Below are 25,386 nucleotides of genomic sequence, written 5' to 3' on the forward strand. Positions count from 1 at the left end.
TCCTTATCAATGCGTTTGCGCAGGCTTGGCGTCGATCTTGACGCGCATAAGGCTGTAAGGTTTCACCCGTTTGTCTTGGCCATCGTTGAAGCCAGGTGAGCGGTGCAGCTGGTTGGCAGTGAAGTACAGATATCCGTCTGGGCCGATCGACAAGGTATCCGGCCAAAGGACTCGCGAATCCTCAACCACGGTTTGCCAAGTGCCATCGGCAAGGCGTTTGCGGATGGAGTTGTGCTCATAATCCCCCGCATAGACTGCTCCGTTAGCATCAGCCTCAAGACCGTCGGAGGCGCCTTTTTCACCAAGGTCAACAACTGCTTGTTCAAGTTCGGCTTCGCTTACATTGGGGTCTCGCAACAAAGCCGTTGGAACCGAATACAGGTGTCGACTCGAAAGCGGACAGAAATACAGTGTCTTACCATCGCTCGACAGGGCGATGCCGTCCGAGGCTACGGTCAGCAATCCTGATTTACCCTGCGCGTCGCGTGTGATGAGTGCTGGTTTCCCTTCGATCACAGGTCGGAACTCAGGGTCTACGGAAGTCGATTTGGCCCCGCTGAGGCGGCGGGTTGCCGTACCGCTGGCCAGGTCCAGCACGATGATTCCACCTGGCCCTTTTACCGACGAATCGGTGACGTAAGCGGTACCTTCCTTACCTACGCGAAAATCAAAACGTACGTCATTCACATAGGTAGTTGGCAGAATCACTTCGCGCGGGAACACAACTGTTTTCACGATCTTGTTGGTGTTCAAGTCGATTGCGATCAGCTTGGCTCCACCTGCCTTGGGTTCGGAGAAGGCGGGAGCGGCTGTATCCAATACCCAGACACGCCCTTGACCGTCAGCTACAACGCTCTGCACGCTGATGAACCCGGCGGCCGGATCCTTGGCGTTTTCCACATTCGTTTTCAGGTCCGGGTAAGGAACCAGATGGCCCTGTTTAATCTCCGCCACGGTGTAGGGTACTTCGTCTCCCCAACGAGGGAAGTTGATGAAGATCCGACCCGTTTCGGTGACGGTCACGCCTGTAGGCATGGCGCCATTGAAAGCGAAAACACGTTCGGGGTTGGTGCCTGTGCCCGAGGCGGTATCGGCCATGGCCATTGCACTGAGCGAGACCGCGACAGCCAGGCCAGTGGCTTGGAAGAAAGCTTTCATATGCTTGTCCTTGAGCGTATCAGCGGGTTAGAAGCCTTCGAGAACGATCTTGCCTTTGGCTTTACCGCTCTCGATCAGAGCATGGGCGCGCTTCAGGTTATCTGAGCCGATTTTTCCGAAGTGTTCCCCAATGGTGGTCTGGATGACGCCGGTATCGACCAGCTCGGAAATTCTGTTCAGCAACTCATGCTGTTTGATCATGTCTGCGGTTTGATACAGAGAGCGCGTGAACATGAGTTCCCAATGCAGCGAAAGCGATTTGCGCTTGAGTGGCATGACGTCCAGTTGTGCTGGGTCATCAATCAGCGCCAGTTTGCCTTGCGGGCGAAGCACCTCAACGATCTGGTGCAGGTAGGTTTCGGTGTGGGTCAGGCTGATAACGTAGTCGACCGGGTTGAGTTTCAGGTTTTCAAGCTGCAGCGGGATCGAGGCGGAGTGATCAATCACATGGTGGGCGCCCAGTTCTTGTACCCAAGACTGGGTCTCTGGCCGCGACGCTGTACCGATGACGGTGAGTTGGGTAAGTTTGCGGGCCAGCTGGACCAGGATCGAGCCAACCCCGCCACCGGCGCCGATGACCAGCAGGCTTTGTCCTTTACCAGCGTTCTCCTGAACGCCCAGTCGATCGAACAACAGCTCCCAGGCAGTAATGGAGGTCAGCGGCAAGGCTGCGGCACTGGCATTGTCCAGGCTACGTGGTTTTTGGCCGACGATGCGCTCATCCACCAAGTGAAATTCGCTGTAGCTACCAGGACGATCGATCGCGCCGGCGTAAAAAACTTCGTCGCCAACTTTGAACAATGAAACGTCGCTGCCGACTTCACGGACGACACCAACGGTATCCCAACCCAGCACTTGGACCTCTTGGCTGGTACTGCGGGCTCGCACCTTCGTATCTACCGGGTTCACCGCAATCGCCTTCACTTCGACAAGCAGATCTCGAGCACCTGGGGTGGGCTTCGGCAGGTCCGTTTCGAACAGGGAACGAGCGTTTTGGATCGGCAAACCAGCTTCTTGGAAAACTACGGCTTTCATATGAGGTTGTCCTTTACAGGTCAGAGAGTGATGTCAGGCTAACTCCCTTCGTAAGCCTCAAAAACTAGCTAACCCGAGGAAGACTTTCGCCGTTTCGCTGAAGGTTGAGGCGATCAGCCATTCACGGAATGGCTGATCGTTTTAGGAGGCGCGCACACGTCGCTTAAGTTAGGTGTCCGATCAGATCGCTTTCGGTGGGAAATCGATATCTGTTTTCGCCACGTTGTTCAGGTAGTTCGTCAAGGTCAGCAGCGAGACCTGCGTGATGACATCAACGATTTTTGCATCGCTGTTCAGGCGACAGGGATAGGGTTTGCGGCCAGTGCCTCGTTGAACTGGTTGATCAGTTCATGCTCGTTTGGCCCTTGGTTGGCTCGTATTGGTACGACGCGGTCAACCAGGACTTCGGTTGTCGCTGTCTCCAGTTTTTCCAGGGTCTCTTGAATGAATTCGTCCAGCGGCATGGCGCGTTCATCACCACTTTTGTGAATCAGATCGGTGTCGACCCATGGCGGTGCGATTTCCAGAACCTTGACGCTGGTATCGCGCAGGGCAAAACGTTGCGATAGTGAGTAGGAGTGAATCGCCGCTTTGGTCGCTGAATAGAGGGCTGTCGCGGCCAGTGGCAGATAGGCCAGTACCGAGCTGTTGTTGATGATGTAGGCATCGGGTTGGCGCTTGAGATGTTCTACAAACGCTGCGCTAACACGCACCGGGCCCAGCAGGTTGGTTTGCAGCAGCCCTACCGCCTGCTCATCGTCATAATCGCCAGAGCCTGGGTTGTCGAAAGGCATGATGCCGGCATTGTTGATGATGACGTTCAGCGAGGGATGGCGACGGATAACCTCTTGTGCGACATCCTTGATCTGCTGGGGATCATTGATATCAAGCTGAACGGTGTCGATGCCGGGATTGGAGCTGGCGATTTCATCCAGCAGCGATTGGCGTCGGCCCGCGATGATGACTTTGTTTCCACGCTGGTGGAACGCTTCGGCCAGAGCGCGGCCGATGCCCGAGGTGCCGCCAGTAATGAAGATGGTGTTCGCGCTAGTTTTCATGATTTGTATCCTTTCAATTGATTGATTAAACGCCGTAACGCGGAGCGAGTTTGTTGCTGGAGAGATGTCCGAACAGCGCCTTGCGGCTGCTTTCGTACAGCTCGAAATGCTGTATGTCCTGCATGGAGGGGATGGAGATCAGGACACCGTTGTCGAAGTCTTGAAGGGCGCCATCCACCAGATCGGTTGCTGACATCACGATGTTGGGATCAAGGTTCTCGACGGGCAGTCCCCCGATTTCCCAGAAATCGGTAGCCGTAGCTCCTGGCAGTACCGCCTGAATCTTGATGCCCTGTTCTGTCAGCTCCTTGTGCAGCGACTGAGTGAAGGCCGTGACGTAGGCTTTGCTTGCGCCATACACGCCATTCAGAATTTCCGGTGCCAGGCTGACGATTGATGAGATATTGATGATTGCGCCCTGTTGGCGAGCGATGAAGCCCGGAACTGCGGCGTAGGTCAGTCGAGTGAGTGCCGTGACGTTGAGGCTAATCATCTCGGCCATTCGCTCCACATCGCTGTCCAGCAAACGGGTGTGAGTACCGATGCCTGCGTTGTTAACCAACAGATTGATGCTGGCGTCTTCGCGCAATTTGCGTTCCACTCGCGCCAGGTCCGCTGCGTTGGCCAGGTCTGCGGGGAAGACTTCAACGCTCTGCTGAGTCTCGTTGGTGATGCGGCTCGCAAGAGCGTTCAGGCGATCACGATTGCGGGCGACCAGAATCAGGTCATAACCACGTTGAGCCAGGCGGTCTGCGAAAATTGCGCCGATGCCGGTGGATGCGCCTGTGATCAGGGCGGTGCCTTTGTATTCCTGAGTCATGGTCCAGCTCCGTTGTTTGGGTGTGGAGCCATGATGCAAAAAAATAGATTTGTCTTAAACGACGCATATGGTCATGTTTTAGGACGTCGCAATCGGAGCACGGTTATGCATCGAATCGGCTACTTGGTCACGGATGGATTCCAGGTGATGTCTCTGGCCACCCAGGCGGTTTTTGAATTCGCGAACATGGTCGCGGGCGAGCCTGTGTACCGGATTCAGAACTACTCGGTGTCAGGAGGGACCATTCGATCATCCTTGGGTATGCACATCGATACGCTGGCTTTGGATGATCCAGGGCTTGCAGATAGCTGGATGATCACAGGGACACTCACTCCGCTTACGCCTCCCGCTGCAGAGGTCCTGTCCAGCGTGCAGGGATTTGCCCAGAGCTCTAGGCGCATCGCGGGCATCTGCACAGGAGCGTTCGTCTTAGCTCAAGCGGGTGTCCTCGATAACCGACGTGCGACTACTCATTGGGCATATGCCAAGACTCTTCAAAGCATGCACCCGAGCATTGAGGTGGAAGAGGATCGAATCTTCATTGTGGACGGCCCTGTTTGGACCTCTGCAGGAATGACCGCGGGCCTCGACATGGCATTGGGGATGGTGGAGAAAGATTTGGGAACGGAGCTTGCGAAATCGGTGGCCCATAAGCTCGTAATGCACCAACGCCGATCAGGAGGGCAGTCTCAGCACTCTGAATTGCTTGCTCTGGCGCCCAAGTCTGATCGCATTCAGAGCGCTTTGGATTATGCACGTAAGCATTTGAACAGGGCACTGAGTGTTGAAGAGCTCGCGGAAGTTGTTCATCTGAGCCCAAGGCAATTCACGCGCGTCTTCACTGCCGAAACCGGTCAATCACCTGCGAAAGCGGTGGAGAGTCTACGACTAGAGGCAGCTCGGCTAATGATTGAGCAGAGTCGCCATAGCCTGGACACGGTAGCAAGGGAAACCGGGTTCAGGGATCGTCGACACATGCGCGAGGTCTTCATCCGAGGTTTTGGGGTTCCCCCGCAAGCAGTTCGCCGCGATGCTAGGCGAGTCGGATAGAAATCGCTTTCCTATCCAACCGAACGGTTCGATACTGGGATCATGTCGACCGTTTAGGTACCGAAAATGGGACGCCCTCGAAAATTCAATCGTGAGACGGTTCTGGAGAAGGCACTGCCCGTGTTCTGGCAGTACGGCTACTCCGGCACCTCTCTTCATCATCTTGAGCAGGCTACGGGCGTGAATAAGTCAGGCCTGTATTCAGAATTCAAGGATAAGGATGATCTGTTTCTGAGCGCTTTGGCGTATTACTACGCAAACCGCGGAGCACCAGAAATCCTGACTGCTCAGCCGCAAGGATGGGCAAATATCGAGCGTTTTCTTCGGCTTGGCGACCCTCAAGATAACGGGTGTATGGGCTGCTTTTCGGTCAATGCGCTACGTGAGTTTCCCGTGCTTTCCGACCAGGTCCGTCAACTGCTCGTGGATTGTCATCGTCGCCTGCTCCCGCAAATCGCTGACAACGTAAGGGCTGAGAAGACCCGACTGGCTCCAGAGATTGTTGCGGACATCATCATGGTGTTTTTCTCTGGGGTGTGCGTTGAAAGCTGCTTGCCTGCTGATGGGACTGGCGATCGGGTCAGCCACTTCATGGAAGCGTTGCGGGCTCTCTGAGCAACACCTATCACCTTTTTGAACCGAGTGGTTTTTTTCTCTTGCGCCTGAGTTTGGGTCGCCCTATATTGAACCGATCGGTTCTTAATGGGGCAGTGCAAGACGGTACTTACCCGTCCTGACGGTCTGTCTTAACCCAAGCGTCGCCTGCAAGGAGAATCACCATGGCACTGAAGATCCATCCTATTAACCTCGGAAACATGCAGATGGATTCGAGCGGTCTGGTCATGTTCCGGAACCCCGGCGAGCACGTCACCATCCCGGTTCTGGGTTTTCTTATTACTGGAGGGGAGGAACCGATCCTGGTCGATACGGGGTCACGCAATGCCCAGCAGTATGAAGAATATGGACTGACGTACGAAGTGACGCCGCAAATGACGCTTGAATACCATCTGGCCCAGCATGGATTGCGGATGAAAGACATCCGGCACATCGTCCACACGCATGCTCATATCGATCATGTCGGCATGACTGATCTCTTCCCGATGGCGACTACTGTCGGCATCTCCCGTCGTGAGCTGGAGTTCGCTGCATCCGGCATCATGGGACCGCTCATGTACACCGCGGCTGATACCAAGCATTTGATTGATCGTCTCCACACTCGAGGCGCAATTCGCCTGTTCGATGTCGACGGCACGTTCGAAGAAGAGGTTATCCCTGGCGTAGCAGTTCGGCTGTCAGGGGGACACACGCCAGGCTCGATATCGGTCCTGGTCGAAACTGACGAAGGAATGGCGAATATCTGCGGCGACATCGCCTATGACATCCACGACCAATTGATTGAGCCCATTCTCGATCAAGCGTCCCATGAGCCGACGATTACAGCGAATCGTGCCATGTCCACACTGGATGAAAAGAGAGCTCTCAAGAGGGCGCTTGCAGACAGCAAATTCCTGCTTCCAAGTCACGACGCCCCTGCCTTGATCAAGGGCGGAAAAGTCGTAGGGCGTATGCTCGATGCGATTTCTAATCCACAAGCTGACGCTACAAAAGCGATCAACTATTCGCTTTTGGCTTCAGTGTGACGCATGGCTTTCATCACCTTTGCACGCGCTCGCCCTTGGCGAGCCGTGCGCTTCGGGACGGGAACACTGGTATTTGCGATGGGCGTATGCCTGTTGATCAACCGCTTACTGTGAGCACAAGTCATGGACCAGATTCTGATAACCCCTGGAATAAGCATTGCCAATGACGACAAGCAGCGTCTTGGCCCGCGGACTCGTTTTGGGCTGCTTGCTTCCATCACAGTGACTTTCCTGGCTGGATCCAGCGTACCTACGCCGTTGTATCCGATCTATCAGGACCAGTGGCATTTCACTGCGATGGGCATCAGCTTTATCTTCAGTATTTATGCCATATCAGTACTCGCCGGACTGCTAGTGTTTGGACGGCTGTCCGACTATGTCGGTCGTCGATCAGTACTGTTGTGGACGACTGTTTTGCAATTGGTGGCCATGTACATGCTGGGTGTCGCTGATGGCTTCACGGATCTAGTGGTTGGCAGGCTGATTCAAGGCGTGTCGACAGGAGCTGCTGTTCCAGCGGTAGGCGCAGCCTTGATTGACCTCAACCACAAGCGCGGCGCGGTCGTGAATGCCCTCACTCCTGCCATCGGCAGCGCTGTTGGCGCTCTGATGGGTAGCGTATTCGCACAGGCATTACCGTACCCCACTCATACCGTGTTCGCGGCGCTAGCTTTTATTTTGGCCATTCAGGGCGTTGGTCTACTCATCATGAGGGATGTCCGCGCAAGAATACCTGGGGCTGCCCGGTCACTGATGCCTCAATTCAGCATACCCGTGCATGTGCGCGGACCAATGATCATTGCATCGTCGCTGTTCGTTGCTGGCTGGGCTGTCGCCGGTTTCTTTGCTTCGATGGGGCCACGGCTAATTGAGCAGCTCTTTGCGCTACCCGCGTCATGGGCAGGAGGATTGGTGTTGGCGGCTTTCGCTGGAAGTGGGGTAGCTGCTATCGGGACATTCGTTAATCGGTCAATGCATACCCTCTCCTGGATTGGTGCACTGGGGCTGCTGACCGGTATGGCTATGGTCTTGGCCTCATTGATCACCGGTTCGCTCACACCCTTTATCTTTGGCGTTGTGATTTCCGGAGCTGGCTTTGGTGCTGGTTTTCAAGGTGGCATCAGACTGGTTTTATCCAAGTCACGTGCCGAGGAGGTCGCGGGTGTATTGTCCGTTGTCTTCCTCTGTTGCTACCTCGGTATGGGTGTTCCGGCGATGATCGCTGGGTACGCGGTAGCTAGCGGATACGGCGTCTTCGATACCGCAATAGTCTTCGCCATTCTAGTAATGAGTCTTTCATTCGTAGCGGTTTACAGGATGATGAATGGTGGCGGTAAGGTATGACGCTAGTAGAAAAGTAGAAAAGGCCACATTAAGTGGCCTTTTCTATGTGCAGCTTCTGGTTAGCGACTCCGCGACGAATGCCCCGATGTGCCTGGCAGCGGCGATGGGGTATTGCATGTGGGGGCCGTGCCCGGCATTCGGCAAGCTGAGTTCTACGGGAAATACCGGGTTCTCCGGAGCGTCGCCGAGTTGCTCTGCGGCCCAGGCAGTTGGCACCTGCGGACGAATTCAGTCCCTTTCGTGTTGGTACGACTCCTGGCTCCCGCACCAGGCCCACCCTTTCACCCTCCCAGGCGCATCTCCGAACTTCCTCACCTTCTGTTAGCGCTTAGCTTCCTTGAAGGTTGGCGCGAGCCCACTGCTCGGCGGTCGTGACGTGAATCGCCTGCTGTTCATTAAAGGTGCCCGCTTTCGGCCAGGCCACGCCTCGGCCCTGGGCAAACACGGCCCGGTACTTCTTGATGTGATGAGTCGGGTCTTTTTCCAGTTCGTCCATTAGATAAGGGACCGTCCATTCGTTACGTTTGAAAGGTCGTCCAAGGACACGTTCGAGCAGCCCAGCAACTTCATCGTAAGTAACCGTGTCGCCCGAGAGGTATACGATTTCGTTGCGCAAGCGGGGCTCGAAGAAAACGATTTCTGCTGTCAGCGCTCCGATGTCATCGGGTGTGGTGAGGGTGACGCTGTTATCCAGCCCGCCCAGCGCGTTCACCGTGTCATTCTCGAAGTCCACCACTTCAAAAATGGGCTCAAACATGAAGCTGGTGAACATGCCCGTCGAGATGATGACCCACTCAGTCTTGTCTTGAGCCCTCAGCAACTCGCGGACGTCAAGCTGGGCATCGAAAAGGTCCTGCGGGCTTCCGCGTCCAATCACCTCAAAATCCACGCCGAACTGCCACGGGAAATAGCGCTTGATGCCGGACTTCAGAGCCGCAGTGGCAAGCTTCATCGGAGTTTCTCGGCCTGCAACCATCCCTGCGCAGCCAATGACGGTATCGAATTGAGCGAATACCGCCGCAAGCTGGTCGATGGAGTCGCTCACCAGATCGGCAGCGACCATCTGAATTCCTAGGCTACGAAGTTCATCGATTTCGGCCTTTTTTGCCGGGACTTGGGTGTTGATAGTGGATTCGCGCAGTAGCACGCTGACCGTTGAGCCTGGGGCTCGTTCTGCAACCCGAGCAAGGTTGCGAAGCACGGGCAGCCCAAGCTCTCCTGCGCCTAATACGAGGATCGATTGAGGGGTTGGCTGGGTGGTATGGGTCATGATTTGTCCTGGTTGAAGTTGCCTGTAAGATGGACAAATGCTTGCACGACTATGCAGCGCTCGTAAGAAGGCACACGCGTGATACCAGGGGGAAGCATGGCCGATCATGAAGCTTTGAGGCAGGCTCAAGCCATCTGCCAGACGCTCAGAGAGGATGACGATGGGGTCAGGCGTGAGGTACTTGCACATGCGGGCAGTCGCTGGTCTCTGGGCATTCTGCATGCGCTAGGTGTCTACGGCACGATGCGCCACGCCGATATCAAACGGCAGTTGCGTGGCATTACACAGCGCATGCTGACCAAGACACTGCGATCACTTGAGCGGGATGGCTTGGTCAGCCGACACGAGTTCCAAGAGATTCCGCCCCGTGTTGAATATGACCTGACTGCACTGGGGATGCAGCTGCTTGTCCGCATGTCGCCTATTTGGACGTGGGTGGTTGAAAACGTGGAGCAGATCCGCGAGGCCCGCCACAGGTTCGACAGTCAGGACGGAAAGACACCGTTCTGGCAAGAGCCCGTTCCGATGCCTGCAAGTTCGGTTACTGGCTATGACAGCCCGCTGATAGAGCAGGCTATAACAGCGAAGAGAGACAAATGACTGTTGCGGAACACATCGAGAGTTCACCTCGAAAGTGTCTGGTCCGCGATACCCTCATGGCGGCTAACGCTTCCGCTTACAACGCCCACAGCCACCTCCTGTCCACATGGCGGCGCTTAGCGCTGTAACCTGTAGATCGGACCTGTGCTCGATCAACAAGCAGATCGAGCACCTGAATTTGGTCTTCATCGGAACCCGCCCGTCTCGAAATCTGCTCGAACAGCGCCTCGTTCAATAATCCGCGGGCTATGTCCAGGCGTATCGCGTATGGTGGCCCACGTGTGCCTGTGCTGGCACAACAGTCCGTTCAACCGCTGCGCAAACCACAGTCGCACCCCGCTTGGCCCATGACTCACCTAATCTTTCGGAAGATTGGGCGGTCAGTCGCTGCTAATAGCCAACTACCCCAGGATTTTTATGACCCTGCAGAAGCGTAACAATGTGCATATTGCTGGGGACGGAGGGGCAACCTTGATCCTGGCGCATGGGTTTGGCTGTGACCAGAGCATGTGGCGGTTGCTGGTGCCACATTTCGCCAAGAGCTTTCGCGTTGTCACCTACGATCTGACCGGCGCCGGGCAGTCTGACCTGGGGGCTTACGATCATGGCAGGCACGCGTCGCTGTGGGGGCACGCAGCGGATCTTAACGAGATCATCAACGAATTTGCGAAAGGCCCCGTGATCCTGGTCGGGCACTCGGTCAGCGCGATGATCTGTGCCTTGACCACTGTGCAGTCGCCAGAGCGGATTGCTGCGCTGGTGATGATCGGCGGGTCGCCTTGCTACGTAGACAAGGGTGACTACACCGGCGGATTCTCGCCGGATGAAGTGCGGCAAATGCTGGCCACCATCGACGACAATTATCTCGGCTGGGCCGGGACCATGGCGCCTGTCTTGATGGGGGCACCTGGGCAGCCAGGGCTTCACGAAGAGCTGCTGGAAAACTTTGCCCGCACCAACGCCTTTATCGCCAGGCATTTTGCCCGTGTGATTTTCCTGTCCGATCACCGGCAGGACATTTGCGGGCTGTCGACACCTACGTTGATCCTGCAATGTCCCGGCGACGTGGTCGTGCCAATGGGGGTTGGCGATTATCTGCACCGCGTGCTGCCCGACAGTCAGTTGAGCATCATCAACAACATTGGCCATTACCCGCAGTTGAGCGCGCCCAGTGCTTGCACGGCTGCAATGGATGCTTTCTTCGTAGAACGTGGGTTCAGTGATGGATGACGCCGTGCAGTTGTTCACAGCATCGTATTTCGAGAATGCCCCGTGCGGACTGGTTGTCATGGCCGTGGATGGCGCCATCATCCGCGCCAACCAGACGTTCTGCGATTGGCTGGGATACGACTCGACGCTGATGCACGCGTGCAGTTTCGACCAGTTGCTGACGGTGGCTGGGCGTGTGTTCCAAAGCACACATTGGAAGCCATTGATGGACATGCAGGGCTCTGTTGCGGAGGTTAAGGTCGACCTGCAACACCGCAATGGAACAGCTGTTGCCATGTTGCTGAATGGTGTACGGCAGGCAAGTGAAGACGGTGTCGTCTACCAGTTGGCGTTGTTCGGCATTAGCCAGCGAGACCGCAATGAGCGGGGGATATTCTTGGCAATGCAGCGCGCCGAGGAACTGCTGGCGCAGAAGGCGGCTGCCGAATCGGCTTTGCAACGTGCCCAAGTCGAGTTGGCCGCAGCCTATGAGGATGTGCAGCATCGGGCACTGCTGGCTGAACGAATGGTCGCTGTGGCTAGCCATGACCTGAAGAATCCGATGACGGCCATCAAGATGGCTACAGAGTTGCTTGCACGCGATGTCCAATCCGACCGGGGGCGTCGCCTGCTGGGCAGCATTGGCACTTCTGCCGAAAGAGCGCAGCGCATGATCGTCGATCTTCTGGATTTCGCGTCGATCAAACTCGGGCAGGGCATCGGCATCCGTCGCCAACAAGTTGATCTTCTGAAGGCCATGGACCAATCCGTGAGTGAGCTCAGGATTGTTTTTGGCGATGCAAGCATTCGTCATCTATCTCGCGGGCAAGGGACATTCGAGGTGGACCAGGACAGGTTGCAGCAGATGATCGGTAACCTGGTCGCCAACAGTGCGGCATATGGGGACCTTCGCTATCCCATCACGCTCACTACTGAGTTCTGCGGCAACGGTGTGGTTTTAGGCGTTCACAACCACGGCCCTGCCATCGCCGAGGACCTGGTGCCGAAGTTGTTCGAGCCGATGACGCGTGGTAGCGACCGGCAAGATGCGCTGCGTTCGCTCGGGCTTGGTTTGTTCATCGTCAAGCAGATCGCCGAAGCCCATGGTGGCCGGGTTACCGTGACGTCCAACCCAATCTATGGCACCACTTTCATCATCCACTTGCCCTATTGATCTGCCGGCACTGCTGCACATTCCTTCATGGATTCAGCATCACCCCAAAGCCTCAGTCGTCAGTCAAACCTTTCCCCATCGCGGTGTATTCAAGCGTATGCCGCTGGCCTTTGGAGTCTTCGTAGATCATGCGCGCGGGCACCAATTCGCGCACGTCGGGCACTTCGCTCACGGAGATCACTCGGGCAATGTCCAGGTGCTGCGAGTAGTTGTAGCGCTCAACCGGGGGCTGCTTGAAATCCTGCGCCACTTCATTGGCCATTGCCGTGCTGCAAAGGCCGCCAAACACCAATGCCACTAACGCTTTCATTTTCAAGTTACCTGTCTGTCGTGAGGGGGCTTGCGGCGCCGCGAGCGCCGAGTTGCACCCAGTGTTCTCCAGGCGGATTAGTTGAGGGTTAACGGACCAGGGGCGACCTCTCAACGCGTATGTCGGACTGTTCCCAAAATGAGGTTCACGGCTTCTTCTGGCTTCGCCGCGCCTTGCACTGATGCCCCGTTAGGCATAAATTCCCCCCTGTCGCGGCAAACTCCGCGACCGGGTTTGGCGACCCGTACGAAAAGGCGCATCGGCGCCCCGATCACGATTGCAGGCGCTTTTTTTGTGTCCGCAGTTTCGTGCAATGGCGGCTGTGCGTGGGAGACCTTCGGGTCTGCCGGGTTCCTTTTCCTCGGTTCGCCAACCTGCGCACAGCTGCCACCCAATCGTTTGGCGACGATTGACGTGGTGCTTCAACTGAAAAGGATCTCATGCATGCTTATCGCTATCCCTTACAGGATCCTCGCATCCGCTCTCCGCCGCTTGTCGCCGGCTCCGGTATCTCGACCTCATCGCTCTTTCCCTATCCACAGTCAGCCCACCCGCGAACTGAGGCAGGTGTCCCATGACTGACCACGAGCGCCTTTCCACAATCCAGTCCTATGCCTGGACCCTCGAACTCCTGGGCGAGGCACTGGCTCAATACGATGAACTGCTTGAGTGTGAGCACAACCCGCAGTTGAGCGGTCGAGGTGCGGCGGGGATTCATCAGGCCATCCGCATCATCGGCCGGATGACGGCGGAGGAGTGTGGGAGGTTGATTGATTTGGCGGGGGAGGCGGGGTAGCTGTTGGATGTGTTGTTGGCCCTCGATTGCTGGGACCGCTTTGCGGCCCTTTCGCGGCACGAGGCCGCTCCCACACGGATTGGGTTTGAACTACCGACGGAGCTTTTCATAGGCGATCCATTCCTCACGCATTCGCCGGATCACTTGAAGTCTTTTGCACATTTGGCGGTATCTGCGGCTGTTGTAGCAGGCGAGGGCTAATGCTGCCGAGAGCATGCCTATTAGCGAAACGAGTCTCATACCCTGTTCGAAGTAACCTATTCCGCTAGCTACGAGGCACATCACCAGCATTCCAATGATCCAGCAAGTGCCCCTTGATCTACCGCGAGCCACGGAATACTGAGCATTCCCCAGGACAATTGAACACACCATCATCAAAGCGAACATGTATTCAATTTGATTGGGGTGCCTGCGAAAGCAGAGATCGGCTGCCACTCCACACGCGAATGCGATGGCGATCATCGTAAGGAGCGCACCTAACGCTTTAATAAGAAAAAAGCGTTTTATGAACTTGCCCCATGGGATTGTGAGAAACATCATTCCATTATCTCCTCAACCAATGTTATCGCCAGGTTCCGAATTTTCTCACTGCTGGCAAGGCCAATACCGTTATTGATGGATTCTCTAATAAGCTCTGTAGTCGCTTTCTGCATCTGTACGGATGTATAGCGCTTGGGCAAAGCACCAAGGCGCTGCTGGAGTTTAAGCTGTTTGCTCGTTAATGATGGATGCCGAATGGAAAGTATCTCTGTCATCAGCTTTTTGCGTTGCTGGCGGCTCAGGCTTCTGCTTGATGCAAACCATCCCAGGCCAGACGCTCGCTTGCGAACTTGGAGATATTTGATCGTATTTAAAGAGGAAGCGGCAATTCCAAGCAGGGCTATAGTGTCGAGAAGAGGAGAAACAATCTTGAACCATGTTTGACCGTCTAGTTCATCATTGTCTTTTGGTTGTTTAAGCTCCAGATACACTCGAGATGCACTTATTACACACTGGAAACCGGAAGCAACTACAGCTGCACGACCAGCTACAGTTATCACAATCCCCATGCCGCCAGTGAAAACACTCACCGCTCCGCCTGACACTATCAGTAGCACCCCAATTATCAATCCTGCACATGCCAATCCCGCATCCGAAATATCCGAAATCAGCCTGGACTGCCGCGGATCCTTCACCTGCTGCTCAAGATACTGTTCAGCCGTAACCGGCCTAGGCAGTTCCTGCAACACCACCCTTTTCGGCAGCACACTGCAAATAGGCTGAAACGCCCGCAAGGTAACCGCGTTGTAATGAGTATCGATGAATACCACCCCCGCCCCAACGATGGCGGGATCGCGGTCGATTGCGGCATACAGTTTGGAAAGATCAATCGAACTTTCGATCCGCTCTCGGGCGAAAGGCTTGAACGGGTTGCCACCTAATTCCGTGATGGGCGGGCGAGGCATGACGGGTCCTGAGCGGGGCGTCAGGAGAGACCGTTGGGTCAGCCGCTAGCCCGCGAGTGAGGGACTCGCGAGCATAAGAATGCGGCATTGGTGGGTATGTCGGACTGGTCCGAAACAGCTGTCGGAGGTGGCTTGTATCGGTTTCTCGGTATTCGCAGAGACAGGGCCTAGCCCGAACGCTTACCCTCGAAACTCACCTGCGCCGCCTCCTTCAGCATTTCCCCCGCCAACACCCGGAACCTCTGGGTCAGCAGATTTTCAGGACGGTCGGATGACAGCAGCAAGTAGGTATAAAAACGTAATTCCGGTGTAAACGGTCGAATGTCGATACCGGTATGCAAGTACTCGGTCGCCACCAGCGGGCTGACCACGCTGATCCCTAGGCCCCGGCCTACCAGCGAGCACACCGTGGCGGCGTGCGTGGCGTCCAGATTCAGCACGCGTGGGTCTTCTTCGGCAAAGAGGCGGTCGAGCCGCGTGCGAGAGCCGTCCGTGTGGGAAAGCGAGATGAACTCCTCGCCCTTGAGGTCCGCCGAGGTCACCACGTCCAAGGCGCTGAGACGATGCCCCCTGGGGAAGATGCACACGCCGGGCACGTCGCAGATGATTTCGGAATGCACCCCGGCCATGTCTTCGGCCACGTAGGACACCAGGCACACATCGCAGAAACGCGTGGCTGCCCAGTGGGCCACGTTCGGAGAGTCATTGGTGTGGATGGAAATGTGGACGTGCGGGTTCTGCTGGCGAAAGCGCTGGATGATGGCCGGTAGCAGGCCGTGAGTCAGGGAGGGCACTGCACCGATGCGCAACCGGCCAGTGCCGCCACGCTTGAGGTTCTGCGCGGAGGTTTCCAGGCTTTGCAGCCCGATGAAGGCACGCTCCACGTCGGCGAAGAACTGTGCACCTTCGTCGGTAGGCACCAATCGGCCACCCACCCTCTCGAACAATTTGAAGCCATTGGTCCGTTCGAGTTGCGCGATCAGGCGGCTGACGTTCGGCTGCGAGGTATGCAACGCCTGTGCAGCGGCCGTCATTGAGCCGCTGAGCATCACTGCCCGAAAAGTTTCGATCTGCTTGAAGTTCATGGCCATATCATTTCTGCATGATGGGTTGACGTATTGTCATTTGATTGCATGGTTCGGAAATTTTATAACTAGAACCACATCGACGTCTGCCCCGACGCAGCGCGATGCACGTCGAGCACATAACGGCAAAAACACAACAAAGCCGGTGCTCCAGCCACTTTTCAGTTCTGCCCTTGTACTCATCGTTTCGCCGCACGCTTGTGCGGCGATGCAGCCAGGTAATCAGGAGGCATCATGTCGTTCTCGTATAAGAAACTAAGCGCTGCACTGGCAGTGTCGTGCATGTCGTTGGTGGCGGTGTCCGCTGCTCAAGCCGTCGATATGCCCGCCGTGCCTGCAGCTATCAAAGAGGCGGGCCACCTGCGTGTTGGCGTGCGCTGCGACCAGCCGCCCTATGGCTACCAAGACGAAAAGGGCGACTTCGCTGGCGTCGAGGTGGAAATGGCAAAACAAGTGTCGTTGTGGGCCCTGGGCGCCAAGGACAAGGTTAGCTTTACCTGCGTCACCGCGGAAAACCGCGTGCCGCAACTGCTGGGCCGCAAGGTGGACTTCCTGATCGCAACCCTCGGCGTCACCCCCGAGCGTCAACGCGTGATCGACTTCACCACGCCCTACCGCTGGGGCGCGAGTGATGTGGTTGTCAAGAAAGACAGCCCGGTGCAGAAAATTTCCGATCTCAAGGGCAAGACGCTAGCCACCCTCAAAGGCTCGGTGCAGGCTAAGTGGTTCGAAGACCACATGCCTGATGTGAAGACCCTGCGCATGAACAGCGCCGCCGATGCCTTGCAGGCCTTCCGTCAGGGCCGGGCCGATGCCTACACCCACGACGCCGCCACTCTGGTGGTGGTTGCCGACAATGACAAGGATGCCCGCCGAATCGGCGAACCGTTCCAGATCTCCGATGCCGCCATCGGGGTGCGCAAGAACGACGAGCAGTGGCGCGACTATCTGAACGCTGCGGTACTGCGTATGCGCGAAGAGCACCTGTTCCGCGGCTGGGTCGAGCAGTTCGTACCGCAGAATATCCAAAGCTATTACATCAGTGTCTTCGAGCAGGCCAAACCTGCCGAAACGCTCTGACCGGCCGCCATCATGAGTTTCGACATCCATTACTTGATGGCGCAGTGGCCCGCGTTGCTTGACGGTGTGTTGATGACACTGAAGATCACGGCGTTGGCCATCCTCTTCTCGCTGTTGATCGGTGTGCTGGGCGGCGCGGTGCGGGTCATGAAGGTGCCGGTGCTGTCGCAGGCCGTGGTGTTGTATGTAGAACTGATCCGCAATACGCCGATCCTGGTGCAGCTGTTCTTCATCTTCTACGGCTTACCCGCCGTAGGCCTGGGGTTGTCATTGTTCTGGTCGGGGGTGCTGTGCCTGTCGATCTGGGCAGGGGCTTACCAGATCGAAAATATCCGCGGCGGCCTGGCTACCGTGGAGCGCGGCATGCGTGAGGCGAGCCTGGCCCTGAGCCTCACGCCGGTGCAGTACTTCGCGCTGGTGGCCCTGCCGATCGCTTTTCGCACCAGCCTGCCCGCGATGCTCAATACCGCGATCTCGCTGCTGAAGAACTCCTCGTACTTGCAGGCCATCGGCTTGGCGGAGTTGACCTTCGTTGCGGTGGACCGAATCGCCACGGATTTTCGCGCCATCGAGATGTTCACGGCCATTTGCGTCATGTACCTGGTGCTGGTGGGTGTGCTGGCGCTGTTGACGGGGCGCTTGTCTGCCCACCTGCAGCGACCTTTCAGGCAGTGAGGCGACCATGAACTTCATTCTCGAAAACTGGGGCTTTGTTTCCAAAGGGTTGTTGATGACCCTGCGCCTGGCGCTGGTGGTGCTGTTGTTCACCACGCTGATCTCGGCCGTGCTAGGCGTGCTGGCCACGGTCAGGAACCGCGTGCTGTGGTGGACCATCCATGCCTATGTGGAGCTGTTTCGCTCCATTCCATTGATCGTCAACGTGTTCTTCATCTTCTTCGGTGCGCCGATGCTTGGCCTGGACCTGAGCCCGTTCGCTGCGGTCACCGTGGGCTTGACCTTATGGGGCAGCGCCAACGGCATCGAGATCGTGCGCGGCGGGCTGGAATCGGTGTCCCGACATCAGTGGAAAAGCGCTTGGGCCTTGGGCCTGCGCCCGTGGCAGATCTACCTGCACGTGATCGTGCCGCAGTCGATGAAAGCCATTCTGCCGGCCTACACCGGGCTGCTGACCATCTTGGTACAAGCCACGTCGCTGGGCGCACTGGTAGGGGTAGGCGAATTCCTCAAGGTCGGCCAGATCATCATCGAGCGCGAAACCGTCATGACCGGTGTCAGCCCGGCATTCACCGTCTACGGCGTTGTGCTGCTCGTGTACTTCGTCATCTGTTCGGCTCTCACCTGGCTTAGCCGCTATCTCGAACGTCGTCTGGGTCGCCCGGCGGTACGTACTTCTATTGGAGAGGTTTCAAAATGCAAGAATCCAAAGTCAGTCGGCGCCTGAAGGAAAGCACCGCACCGGAAGTCAACGAGTACATCTATCGCCCGCGCCTTGAAAGCTTCGCCAGTGGTTTTGCGAACCTTGGCAACGTCAACAAGGCGCACATCCTGATGCTTGCCGAACAGGGCCTGATTCGTGGTGAACACGCCAGTGTGCTGGCCAAGGGTGTGCTGGACATGGAGCAGGCAGGGCCGGATGCGGTCGAGCTGGACCCATCCCGCGAAGACGCCTATTTCAACTACGAAGCGCACCTGATCGAGCAGATCGGTGCCGACATCGGCGGCCGCCTGCACACCGGCCGCAGCCGTAACGACATCCTCGCTACGCTGGATCGTCTGCGGTGCCGCGACCTGCTGATGGACCTGATCGACGAATTGATGACTGTGCGTGCAACGGCCATTCGCTGCGCCGAGATGTACGCCGAAGTGGTGATGCCTGGCTACACCCACCTGCAACCGGCGCAGCCGATCACCTACGGTTATTACTTGAGCGCGGTGGAGCAGGCACTGGAGCGAGACAGCAAGCGCCTGGTCCAGACCCTGGAATCCATGAACCAGTGCCCACTCGGCGCGGCCGCTTTCGCCGGTACGCCGTTCGACATCGACCGCTCGCGTACCGCCGAGTTGCTCGGCTTCGACGGTTACCTGGACAACGCGCTGGATGCCATCGGCTCGCGGGACTTCCTGTTCGAAAGCCTGTCGCACCTGAGCAACCTGGCGGTGTTCTGGAGCCGCGTCGCGCAGGACTACTTCGTCTGGAGCACCAATGAGTTCAACCTCATCGACTTCCCCGACAGTGTCGCCGCCACGTCCAGCATCATGCCGCAAAAGAAAAACCCGACCGTGCTGGAATACCTCAAGGGCCGAAGTGGACACATCGTCGGCTTGATGATGGGGGCCAGCGTTACGATCAAAGGCACCAACTTCTCGCACACTGGCGATGCCAACCGCGAAGGCACGCGTGGCTTCTGGGAAGCTGCCGAGGAAAGCCTGCGCTGCCTGAAACTGCTGGACCTGGTGTTGCGTACCGCGACGCCGAATATCGACCTGGCGGTGCGCCGTGCCGGTGAAGATTTCTCCACGGCCACGGGCCTGGCCGACCTGATGGTCCGTGAAGTCGACCTGTCGTTTCGCGAAGCTCACCACGTGGTCGGCGGTGTGGTGCGCATGGCCATGGATCAGGGCCTGCTGGCGAACCAGATCACCACGCAGATGGTCGATGCCTGCGCCATCGAGCAACTGGGCCATGCACTGAACCTGCCCGAGCAGAAAGTGCGCGACTGTCTGGACCCGGTCAGCAACGTGCAAGGGCGTACCTCCGCCGGCGGCCCCTCGCTGGCTTCGCTGAGGCCGAGCCTGGCGCGCGCCAGCGAGCGGTTGACCACAGAGCGCGCCGCCAACCAGCAGCGCCGCGAGCGACTGAGCGCGGCTCACCTCAATCTGCAAGCCCTGACACGGGCACAGGCGGGCTTATGAGCACGATCCTGACGGTGCGCGACCTGCACAAAAGCTTTGGCCAGCACCAGGTGGTCAAGGGCGTGGACATGGAGGTTCGCCAAGGCGAAGTGGTGGTCATCATCGGCCCTAGCGGCTCGGGCAAGTCCACCTTCATTCGCTGTCTCAACAGCCTGGAGGAGCCGTCCTTGGGGACGGTGGTTATCGGCAGTGGCGACTCGGCCAACGCCGGTGACCGCAAGGCCCTGGCCAAGTTGCGTGAAGAGGTGGGCATGGTGTTCCAGGATTACACACTGTTTCCGCACATGACGGTGCTAGCGAACATGATGCTTGCGCCGGTGAAGCTCAAACGCTCGACCAGGCAGCAAGCACAGACTCACGCGCTGGCGTTGCTCGATCGGGTCGGCCTGCGGCACAAGGCCGAGCATTATCCGGCGCAGCTGTCAGGCGGCCAGCAACAGCGAGTAGCGATCGTTCGGGCGTTGGCCATGAGGCCCAAGTTGATGCTGTTCGACGAGCCCACCTCTGCGCTGGACCCGGAAACCGTCGGCGATGTGCTGAATGTGATGAAGGGCTTGGCCGCCGAAGGCATGACCATGATTGTCGTGACCCACGAAATGGGCTTTGCCCGCGAAGTGGCCGACCGGGTGGTGTTCTTCGACGGCGGCAAGATCATCGAGATGGGCCCGCCATCGGAGGTGTTCAGCGCACCGAAGGAGCCGCGCACCCGGCAGTTCCTGGAAAGCGTCCTGCACTGATCCATACTGCATCTTCACACCCTTTTCCCACAACGGATGTGCGCCTGCCCTCAGGAAGGCGCGCCCGAGCTCCGGCAAGGAGTTTCAAATGAGTGAAGCGATCCGCAACCCCCTGGATTCACCAGGTCCACAGACCATGATCCAGATGGAAGGCGTCAACAAGTGGTACGGCAGTTTCCAGGTCCTCAAGAACATCAACCTCACCGTGCATCACGGTGAACGCATTGTGCTGTGCGGCCCCTCGGGCTCGGGAAAATCGACCACCATTCGTTGCCTGAACCGCCTTGAGGATCACCAGGAAGGCCGGATCATGGTCCAAGGCACTGAGCTGACCCGTGACCTCCGGCAGATCGAAACCATCCGCCGTGAAGTCGGCATGGTGTTCCAGCACTTCAATCTGTTCCCGCACCTGACCATCCTGCAGAACTGCACGCTCGCACCGATCTGGGCGCGCAAGATGTCTCGTCGACGCGCCGAGGAAGTGGCGATGCATTACCTGGAAAGGGTGCGCATTCCGGAGCAGGCCCACAAATTCCCCGGCCAGCTGTCCGGTGGACAGCAACAACGCGTCGCGATCGCGCGGGCGCTGTGCATGAAGCCCAAGATCATGCTGTTCGACGAACCGACCTCGGCGCTGGATCCGGAAATGGTCAAGGAAGTGCTCGACACCATGGTCAGCCTTGCGCAAGACGGCATGACCATGCTCTGCGTGACGCATGAAATGGGCTTCGCTCGTACCGTGGCGCACCGGGTGGTGTTCATGGACCAGGGCGAGATCGTCGAGCAGGCTACGCCGCAGGCGTTCTTCGAAAGCCCGCAGAATGAGCGGAGCCGATTGTTCTTGAGCCAGGTGCTGCATTGATCCAGGGTTGTTGACGGAAGAGGCCTGCACAGGGGCTGCTGGTCAGCCCCGCTGAAGTCTGCGTAACCAGGTATCCCATGACTCCACCCGGATGGGTGGGTTGAAGGTCCTTTCGAAGTCATGCCTTTTCGTGCTCTCTGCGCGGTCATCTACCGTCCTGCCGCCGATCAGAATCGTCCGGATATTGATGTCTTTTTCCGGATCTACTTCAAGCTTGTGGCAAGGCCCCAGGAAGGCGTTGTGAACATGTTCACCTCGCTCGACACGCTGTCTGATCGCATGCACGTGCTGCCTGAACGGTTCCGGGTCTCGATAAAGCTTCCCGAGTCGATCGCGTATCTGATCAGCGGCTTGATTGATCTTGTGATTGAAGGCCTTGTAGTGATCGGCGTTCAGAAGGTTGAAATCAGCGCCTTTGACCTCGATCAGAATGACATCCATACGCGACCTGCCTGTGAAAACGACAAAATCGACTTGCCCATTATCCAGTGGAAATTCGGAGAAACAGAGATATTCGTTATCAGGCTTTGCGTAGGCTTCACCGAAGACGGACAAGTCTCGTTTGAGCAAGCGCTGGATGTCTCGCTCGCCCGCGCCTTCGACGATGAGTGCTTCGATATCTGCTTTCGAAAGCATGCCCTCTTCGATTTCAAGCCGGCGTTTGATCGTGGCGGGGTGGGGTTGCCAGGGGGAGTCCACGAAAGGGTCGCGTCGAAAGCGCAGTTGGTCTGCTCGGCAAATGACTCGGCTGTTCGAAGCGCTTCTGTTATCCAACTCGTCTGAGCTACCGTCGATCATGGACAGAACTTCGGTCCGGGGGATGCTCTGCCACTGAACGCCTTGGCGAGAGCCTACTGTGACGATATCGAAGCTGTCCCGAGCAGGGTCTTCCCGTTCGTAGTGTTCGATGTAGGTTGCAGGTGGCAGGACGATCCCCAGTTCGTGGAGCGATTTGATGATGTGCTCGACGGCATTGGTGACGGACATACCATCATTTTTTTCGTCCAGGTCGGTCAGCAACACGGTGGTGTCGGTTGCTGTCCTGAAGATTCTTACCCGGCATAGGCCTCTGCGAAGCCTGGAGCTTCCTTGGGCGTAGTCATGCACGATGTCGATAATTTTCATGATGCGTCCTTGTACAGGTGATCCATGGAATTTGCTTGGCACTTCCATACGCAGGCGACTGGCAATACGCGTGCGGACGGTGCGTAGCAGTGCGTCCCCCGTGAATTCTAGAAACTCTCCTTTAGACGTATATCGGACCGCTCCCATATTGCGACTCACGGCGTCTTCCGGCATCGGGGAGTACGTCGGACTAGTCCGAGATGGTTGTCGGAGGCGGCTGGCCCCGGCTTTGCCGGTGTTCTCTGGCGAGCTCGCTCTCACAGAGATCGCGTCAGCCTACCGTCACTCACTTCAGCGATCTCGTCATACGCCTTCTGAAACTGGCCCCGGTCGCGCCTGATCAGCAGGATTGCTTGCCGACGGTCTTGGCGAAAGCCGTCGGTCCGGAGGCTACCTCACCACCTGGGCCAGGTTGCTGATGAACTGCCGCAACCATTCATGATGCGGTTTGTTGTGCCGGGCAATGTCCCAGACCATGAAGCAGCGGAACGACGGCACCGGGAAGGGCACCGGGCTCACGGTCAGGTCGGTCATGGCGGCATAGCTCTCGGCGGCGAAGCTTGGGATCGTGGCGATCACTTCGCTGTTCATCAAAGTGCTCAGTGCACCGCTGAAATGGGTGAACGAGGCGGTGACATGCCGCGCATAGCCTGCCGCCTCGAACATGTCGTCGATGAAGCCGCGGCGGCCATCGTAGGAAATCCGCACGTGATTGGCGGCGAAATAGTCTTCCAGAGCGATGGGTTCGTTTGCCGCTCCATTGCGTGGGCGGTAGAGGCAGGCGTAAGACGAGGAAAACAGCACCTGTGAGGAAAAGCTGGTGTTGAAGTCCTTGGGCTCGGCGCAGATCACCAGGTCCATGTCAGGGTCTTGCAGCGACTGCTTCCACAGCGAGCTGTTGCTCTGGTGGAAGGCGAAGGTCACGCCCAGGCCTTCGGCGGCTGCTGCGTTGACGATGCGCGGCGCCAGGCAGGCTTCGATATCGTCAGACAGGCCGATATTGAAGACATAACTGGAATCGTGCGGCGAAAAGTCGGGTTCTGTGCCCAGCAGGCCGGATATAGAGGTCAGGGCTTCGGTGATCTTCGGCGCCAGCTCCATGGCCTTGCGCGTGGGTTGCATGCCCGAGGCGGTGCGGATGAACAGCTCGTCGCCGAAGTGCTCGCGCAGGCGGCGCAAGGCTGAGCTTACCGCGCCCTGGGTCACGTGCAGCATGGCCGAGGCGCGGGTGGCGCTGCGTTCGGTCATCAGGCAGTGAAAGGTCAGCAGCAGGTTCAGGTCGATCCGAGAAATATTACGTACGTTAATCCGGCTCATATTTCCTAATCGTTTGCCCCGTGGTCGGTGGTGTTTCTAGTCTGGTGCCCACAACAGATAACAACACATAGGTGGATCCGGTGGGCACGATTTCGCATAGCGTGGGTGAAAGCAATACCCATACCAGGGGTGGGCAGGTCGATATCCGCAAGCGCGCCATTGCGGTGGGGATCGGCAACTTCATGGAGTGGTTCGACTTCGCGGTGTACGGCTATTTCGCGGCGGTGATCGGGATGCTGTTCTTCCCGTCCAGCGCGCCTGGCGTGTCGCTGCTGTCGTCGCTGGCGGTATTCGCGGTGGGCTTTCTTTCGCGGCCTTTCGGGGCGCTGATCCTGGGGCCGATCGGTGACCGTTTCGGCCGGCGGGCGGTGCTGATCATCACGGTGTTCGGCATGGGCGTGTGTACCACGATCATCGGGTTGTTACCCACCTACGAGGCGATCGGTATCGCCGCGCCCGTGCTGTTGATCGCCATGCGCTTCGTGCAGGGGATGATGGTCGGCGGCGAGTGGTCGAGCGCAGGCATCTACATCGTCGAGAGCGCGCCGGCGAATCGCCGCGCCACGGCGGCCAGCGTGATCACCGGGACTGCCGGGCTGGCGTTCCTGTTCGGCACCTTCGTCGCCGCGACCATCACCACCACGCTCAGCGACGCGCAATTGACGGCCTGGGGCTGGCGCCTGCCATTCGTGGCCTCGATCGTCATGACTGGTATCGCCATCTTCATCCGCCGCAAGCTGGGCGATACCCCGGTGTACGAAGAGATGGTGCGCCAGCGCGATTCGGCGCAGGCCCCGAGCAAGGCCGTGCGGCGCCGGGCGTTCATCACCACCTTTGCCTTTTCGGCACTGTTCGGGGTGTCGCTGTACTACTTCGTCACCTACGCCAACAACCACCTGGTCACTACCGTGGGGCTGCCGCGCAGCACGGCGCTGTGGCTGTGCAGCATCGCGCTGGTGGTGTACGTGATCGTCAACCCGCTGATCGGTCGGCTCAGTGACCGTATCGGCCGGCGCAAGCTGTTACTGGGCGCCGCGGCTGCGCTGACGGTGCTGGCGTTTCCGATTTTCCTGTTGATCAACAGCGGCAACAGCGCGGCGATCCTGCTCGGCTTGATCATCCTGGGTGTGCTGGTGGCGGTCACGGCAGTGATGGACGTGGTGCTGCTGGTGGAGGTCTTCCCGGCCTCGATCCGCTCCACTGGCGCGGCGCTGGGCCACAACCTGGCGTTGGCGATCCTGGCAGGCCCGGGGCCATTCATCGCCGCGGCGCTGATCCGCATGACCGGCGACGCCAACCTGCCCGCTGCCTACCTCGCCGGGGTCTCGCTGCTGTGCCTGCTGGTGCTGTGCAAGACCTTGCCAGAAACCCGTGACAACGACATCAGCCGTTTCTAA

The 25,386-nt window shown here is 57.8% G+C and carries 25 protein-coding genes and 1 pseudogene; 15 read left to right on the top strand and 11 right to left on the bottom strand.

All coding sequences use genetic code 11. The features are described from left to right. Positions 1-6: 6 nt before the first annotated feature. From ACMGGG_RS02325 to ACMGGG_RS02345, 5 genes and pseudogenes are all read right to left on the bottom strand, one after another. The gene (locus tag ACMGGG_RS02325; RefSeq protein WP_226938348.1) at positions 7-1,104 is read right to left on the bottom strand and encodes a major royal jelly family protein; all 1,098 of its coding nucleotides are present in this window, start codon (positions 1,102-1,104) and stop codon (positions 7-9) included. Positions 1,105-1,185: 81 nt separating this feature from the next. Further along, positions 1,186-2,193 carry a zinc-binding alcohol dehydrogenase family protein gene (locus ACMGGG_RS02330; RefSeq protein ID WP_414154801.1) on the bottom strand — a complete coding sequence of 336 codons (1,008 nt, stop codon included), beginning with the start codon at positions 2,191-2,193 and terminating at the stop codon, positions 1,186-1,188. 180 nt (positions 2,194-2,373) lie between these two features. Next, positions 2,374-2,484 (bottom strand): annotated as a pseudogene (locus ACMGGG_RS02335) (carboxymuconolactone decarboxylase family protein); the annotation flags it as partial. Between the two features lie 2 nt (positions 2,485-2,486). Then, positions 2,487-3,251 (bottom strand): SDR family oxidoreductase, encoded by a 765-nt coding sequence (locus ACMGGG_RS02340; RefSeq protein WP_063542985.1) that lies wholly within the window; start codon positions 3,249-3,251, stop codon positions 2,487-2,489. Positions 3,252-3,276: 25 nt separating this feature from the next. Further along, a complete protein-coding gene (locus tag ACMGGG_RS02345) occupies positions 3,277-4,071 on the bottom strand; it encodes an SDR family NAD(P)-dependent oxidoreductase (RefSeq protein WP_063542987.1) in 795 nt (264 codons plus the stop codon). Positions 4,072-4,176: 105 nt separating this feature from the next. Here ACMGGG_RS02345 and ACMGGG_RS02350 point away from each other — a divergent pair, with 105 nt between their 5' ends. The 4 genes from ACMGGG_RS02350 to ACMGGG_RS02365 all read left to right on the top strand — a co-directional run bounded on the left by ACMGGG_RS02350 (position 4,177) and on the right by ACMGGG_RS02365 (position 8,105). Beyond that, positions 4,177-5,121, top strand: coding sequence for a GlxA family transcriptional regulator (locus ACMGGG_RS02350; RefSeq protein ID WP_151925797.1), 945 nt, complete (start codon positions 4,177-4,179; stop codon positions 5,119-5,121). A 66-nt stretch (positions 5,122-5,187) separates the two neighbouring features. Beyond that, positions 5,188-5,736: a TetR/AcrR family transcriptional regulator gene (locus ACMGGG_RS02355; protein ID WP_063542991.1), complete on the top strand. Its 549-nt coding sequence runs from the start codon at positions 5,188-5,190 to the stop codon at positions 5,734-5,736. 164 nt (positions 5,737-5,900) lie between these two features. Beyond that, positions 5,901-6,761 carry an N-acyl homoserine lactonase family protein gene (locus ACMGGG_RS02360; protein WP_063542993.1) on the top strand — a complete coding sequence of 287 codons (861 nt, stop codon included), beginning with the start codon at positions 5,901-5,903 and terminating at the stop codon, positions 6,759-6,761. Positions 6,762-6,884: 123 nt separating this feature from the next. Next, on the top strand, positions 6,885-8,105 hold the full coding sequence (locus ACMGGG_RS02365) for an MFS transporter (protein ID WP_414154802.1): 1,221 nt from the start codon (positions 6,885-6,887) through the stop codon (positions 8,103-8,105). A gap of 328 nt (positions 8,106-8,433) precedes the next feature. Here ACMGGG_RS02365 and ACMGGG_RS02370 read toward each other — a convergent pair whose 3' ends face one another. Continuing rightward, the gene (locus tag ACMGGG_RS02370) at positions 8,434-9,375 is read right to left on the bottom strand and encodes an aromatic alcohol reductase (protein WP_414154803.1); all 942 of its coding nucleotides are present in this window, start codon (positions 9,373-9,375) and stop codon (positions 8,434-8,436) included. A 96-nt stretch (positions 9,376-9,471) separates the two neighbouring features. On the opposite strand from ACMGGG_RS02370, the gene ACMGGG_RS02375 reads away from it, so the two are divergent. The 3 genes from ACMGGG_RS02375 to ACMGGG_RS02385 all read left to right on the top strand — a co-directional run bounded on the left by ACMGGG_RS02375 (position 9,472) and on the right by ACMGGG_RS02385 (position 12,358). Beyond that, positions 9,472-9,975 carry a winged helix-turn-helix transcriptional regulator gene (locus ACMGGG_RS02375; RefSeq protein WP_063542999.1) on the top strand — a complete coding sequence of 168 codons (504 nt, stop codon included), beginning with the start codon at positions 9,472-9,474 and terminating at the stop codon, positions 9,973-9,975. 417 nt (positions 9,976-10,392) lie between these two features. Then, positions 10,393-11,205: an alpha/beta fold hydrolase gene (locus tag ACMGGG_RS02380; protein ID WP_414154804.1), complete on the top strand. Its 813-nt coding sequence runs from the start codon at positions 10,393-10,395 to the stop codon at positions 11,203-11,205. Beyond that, positions 11,198-12,358 carry an ATP-binding protein gene (locus ACMGGG_RS02385; protein WP_414154805.1) on the top strand — a complete coding sequence of 387 codons (1,161 nt, stop codon included), beginning with the start codon at positions 11,198-11,200 and terminating at the stop codon, positions 12,356-12,358. The genes ACMGGG_RS02380 and ACMGGG_RS02385 overlap by 8 nt, the downstream gene beginning before the upstream one ends. A 52-nt stretch (positions 12,359-12,410) precedes the next feature. Here the strand turns inward: ACMGGG_RS02385 and ACMGGG_RS02390 are convergent, their stop codons facing one another. After that, entirely contained in the window at positions 12,411-12,668 is a 258-nt protein-coding gene (locus ACMGGG_RS02390; protein WP_063543005.1) for a DUF2790 domain-containing protein, read from the bottom strand. Positions 12,669-13,242: 574 nt separating this feature from the next. Here ACMGGG_RS02390 and ACMGGG_RS02395 point away from each other — a divergent pair. Beyond that, complete coding sequence (locus ACMGGG_RS02395; RefSeq protein WP_063543007.1) at positions 13,243-13,464, top strand: hypothetical protein; 222 nt, start codon at positions 13,243-13,245, stop codon at positions 13,462-13,464. 536 nt (positions 13,465-14,000) lie between these two features. On the opposite strand, the gene ACMGGG_RS02400 is transcribed toward ACMGGG_RS02395, so the two are convergent. Continuing rightward, entirely contained in the window at positions 14,001-14,909 is a 909-nt protein-coding gene (locus ACMGGG_RS02400; protein WP_414154806.1) for an NAD synthetase, read from the bottom strand. 167 nt (positions 14,910-15,076) lie between these two features. Continuing rightward, entirely contained in the window at positions 15,077-15,994 is a 918-nt protein-coding gene (locus tag ACMGGG_RS02405; protein ID WP_063543015.1) for a LysR substrate-binding domain-containing protein, read from the bottom strand. A gap of 234 nt (positions 15,995-16,228) precedes the next feature. On the opposite strand from ACMGGG_RS02405, the gene ACMGGG_RS02410 reads away from it, so the two are divergent. The 6 genes from ACMGGG_RS02410 to ACMGGG_RS02435 all read left to right on the top strand — a co-directional run bounded on the left by ACMGGG_RS02410 (position 16,229) and on the right by ACMGGG_RS02435 (position 21,547). Continuing rightward, positions 16,229-17,074 (top strand): transporter substrate-binding domain-containing protein, encoded by an 846-nt coding sequence (locus tag ACMGGG_RS02410; RefSeq protein ID WP_081255202.1) that lies wholly within the window; start codon positions 16,229-16,231, stop codon positions 17,072-17,074. A gap of 12 nt (positions 17,075-17,086) precedes the next feature. Continuing rightward, entirely contained in the window at positions 17,087-17,749 is a 663-nt protein-coding gene (locus tag ACMGGG_RS02415) for an amino acid ABC transporter permease (protein ID WP_063543017.1), read from the top strand. 7 nt (positions 17,750-17,756) lie between these two features. Continuing rightward, a complete protein-coding gene (locus ACMGGG_RS02420) occupies positions 17,757-18,476 on the top strand; it encodes an amino acid ABC transporter permease (RefSeq protein WP_063543019.1) in 720 nt (239 codons plus the stop codon). Then, the gene (argH, locus tag ACMGGG_RS02425; protein ID WP_414154807.1) at positions 18,446-19,948 is read left to right on the top strand and encodes an argininosuccinate lyase; all 1,503 of its coding nucleotides are present in this window, start codon (positions 18,446-18,448) and stop codon (positions 19,946-19,948) included. Before ACMGGG_RS02420 ends, argH begins: the two co-directional genes overlap by 31 nt. Continuing rightward, on the top strand, positions 19,945-20,685 hold the full coding sequence (locus ACMGGG_RS02430; protein ID WP_063543023.1) for an amino acid ABC transporter ATP-binding protein: 741 nt from the start codon (positions 19,945-19,947) through the stop codon (positions 20,683-20,685). The genes argH and ACMGGG_RS02430 overlap by 4 nt, the downstream gene beginning before the upstream one ends. Positions 20,686-20,773: 88 nt before the next feature. Beyond that, entirely contained in the window at positions 20,774-21,547 is a 774-nt protein-coding gene (locus ACMGGG_RS02435) for an amino acid ABC transporter ATP-binding protein (protein WP_414154808.1), read from the top strand. A gap of 42 nt (positions 21,548-21,589) precedes the next feature. Here the strand turns inward: ACMGGG_RS02435 and ACMGGG_RS02440 are convergent, their stop codons facing one another. Further along, the gene (locus tag ACMGGG_RS02440; protein ID WP_414154809.1) at positions 21,590-22,672 is read right to left on the bottom strand and encodes a Shedu immune nuclease family protein; all 1,083 of its coding nucleotides are present in this window, start codon (positions 22,670-22,672) and stop codon (positions 21,590-21,592) included. A 390-nt stretch (positions 22,673-23,062) separates the two neighbouring features. Continuing rightward, positions 23,063-23,989: a LysR family transcriptional regulator gene (locus ACMGGG_RS02445; protein ID WP_112897424.1), complete on the bottom strand. Its 927-nt coding sequence runs from the start codon at positions 23,987-23,989 to the stop codon at positions 23,063-23,065. Between the two features lie 80 nt (positions 23,990-24,069). On the opposite strand from ACMGGG_RS02445, the gene ACMGGG_RS02450 reads away from it, so the two are divergent. Next, positions 24,070-25,386 (top strand): MFS transporter, encoded by a 1,317-nt coding sequence (locus ACMGGG_RS02450; protein ID WP_054893542.1) that lies wholly within the window; start codon positions 24,070-24,072, stop codon positions 25,384-25,386.

Origin of the sequence: Pseudomonas sp. BNK-44-b, from assembly GCF_047456245.1 — a bacterium.
GTDB classification, from domain to species: Bacteria; Pseudomonadota; Gammaproteobacteria; order Pseudomonadales; family Pseudomonadaceae; genus Aquipseudomonas; species Aquipseudomonas machongensis.

Bases quoted from the DNA above. Each gene is read 5' to 3' on its own strand.
- ACMGGG_RS02325 (WP_226938348.1), bottom strand. From the start codon at position 1,104: ATGGCCATGGCCGATACCGCCTCGGGCACAGGCACCAACCCCGAACGT.
- ACMGGG_RS02330 (WP_414154801.1), bottom strand. From the start codon at position 2,193: ATGAAAGCCGTAGTTTTCCAAGAAGCTGGTTTGCCGATCCAAAACGCT.
- ACMGGG_RS02340 (WP_063542985.1), bottom strand. From the start codon at position 3,251: ATGAAAACTAGCGCGAACACCATCTTCATTACTGGCGGCACCTCGGGC.
- ACMGGG_RS02345 (WP_063542987.1), bottom strand. From the start codon at position 4,071: ATGACTCAGGAATACAAAGGCACCGCCCTGATCACAGGCGCATCCACC.
- ACMGGG_RS02350 (WP_151925797.1), top strand. From the start codon at position 4,177: ATGCATCGAATCGGCTACTTGGTCACGGATGGATTCCAGGTGATGTCT.
- ACMGGG_RS02355 (WP_063542991.1), top strand. From the start codon at position 5,188: ATGGGACGCCCTCGAAAATTCAATCGTGAGACGGTTCTGGAGAAGGCA.
- ACMGGG_RS02360 (WP_063542993.1), top strand. From the start codon at position 5,901: ATGGCACTGAAGATCCATCCTATTAACCTCGGAAACATGCAGATGGAT.
- ACMGGG_RS02365 (WP_414154802.1), top strand. From the start codon at position 6,885: ATGGACCAGATTCTGATAACCCCTGGAATAAGCATTGCCAATGACGAC.
- ACMGGG_RS02370 (WP_414154803.1), bottom strand. From the start codon at position 9,375: ATGACCCATACCACCCAGCCAACCCCTCAATCGATCCTCGTATTAGGC.
- ACMGGG_RS02375 (WP_063542999.1), top strand. From the start codon at position 9,472: ATGGCCGATCATGAAGCTTTGAGGCAGGCTCAAGCCATCTGCCAGACG.
- ACMGGG_RS02380 (WP_414154804.1), top strand. From the start codon at position 10,393: ATGACCCTGCAGAAGCGTAACAATGTGCATATTGCTGGGGACGGAGGG.
- ACMGGG_RS02385 (WP_414154805.1), top strand. From the start codon at position 11,198: ATGGATGACGCCGTGCAGTTGTTCACAGCATCGTATTTCGAGAATGCC.
- ACMGGG_RS02390 (WP_063543005.1), bottom strand. From the start codon at position 12,668: ATGAAAGCGTTAGTGGCATTGGTGTTTGGCGGCCTTTGCAGCACGGCA.
- ACMGGG_RS02395 (WP_063543007.1), top strand. From the start codon at position 13,243: ATGACTGACCACGAGCGCCTTTCCACAATCCAGTCCTATGCCTGGACC.
- ACMGGG_RS02400 (WP_414154806.1), bottom strand. From the start codon at position 14,909: ATGCCTCGCCCGCCCATCACGGAATTAGGTGGCAACCCGTTCAAGCCT.
- ACMGGG_RS02405 (WP_063543015.1), bottom strand. From the start codon at position 15,994: ATGAACTTCAAGCAGATCGAAACTTTTCGGGCAGTGATGCTCAGCGGC.
- ACMGGG_RS02410 (WP_081255202.1), top strand. From the start codon at position 16,229: ATGTCGTTCTCGTATAAGAAACTAAGCGCTGCACTGGCAGTGTCGTGC.
- ACMGGG_RS02415 (WP_063543017.1), top strand. From the start codon at position 17,087: ATGAGTTTCGACATCCATTACTTGATGGCGCAGTGGCCCGCGTTGCTT.
- ACMGGG_RS02420 (WP_063543019.1), top strand. From the start codon at position 17,757: ATGAACTTCATTCTCGAAAACTGGGGCTTTGTTTCCAAAGGGTTGTTG.
- argH (WP_414154807.1), top strand. From the start codon at position 18,446: ATGCAAGAATCCAAAGTCAGTCGGCGCCTGAAGGAAAGCACCGCACCG.
- ACMGGG_RS02430 (WP_063543023.1), top strand. From the start codon at position 19,945: ATGAGCACGATCCTGACGGTGCGCGACCTGCACAAAAGCTTTGGCCAG.
- ACMGGG_RS02435 (WP_414154808.1), top strand. From the start codon at position 20,774: ATGAGTGAAGCGATCCGCAACCCCCTGGATTCACCAGGTCCACAGACC.
- ACMGGG_RS02440 (WP_414154809.1), bottom strand. From the start codon at position 22,672: ATGAAAATTATCGACATCGTGCATGACTACGCCCAAGGAAGCTCCAGG.
- ACMGGG_RS02445 (WP_112897424.1), bottom strand. From the start codon at position 23,989: ATGAGCCGGATTAACGTACGTAATATTTCTCGGATCGACCTGAACCTG.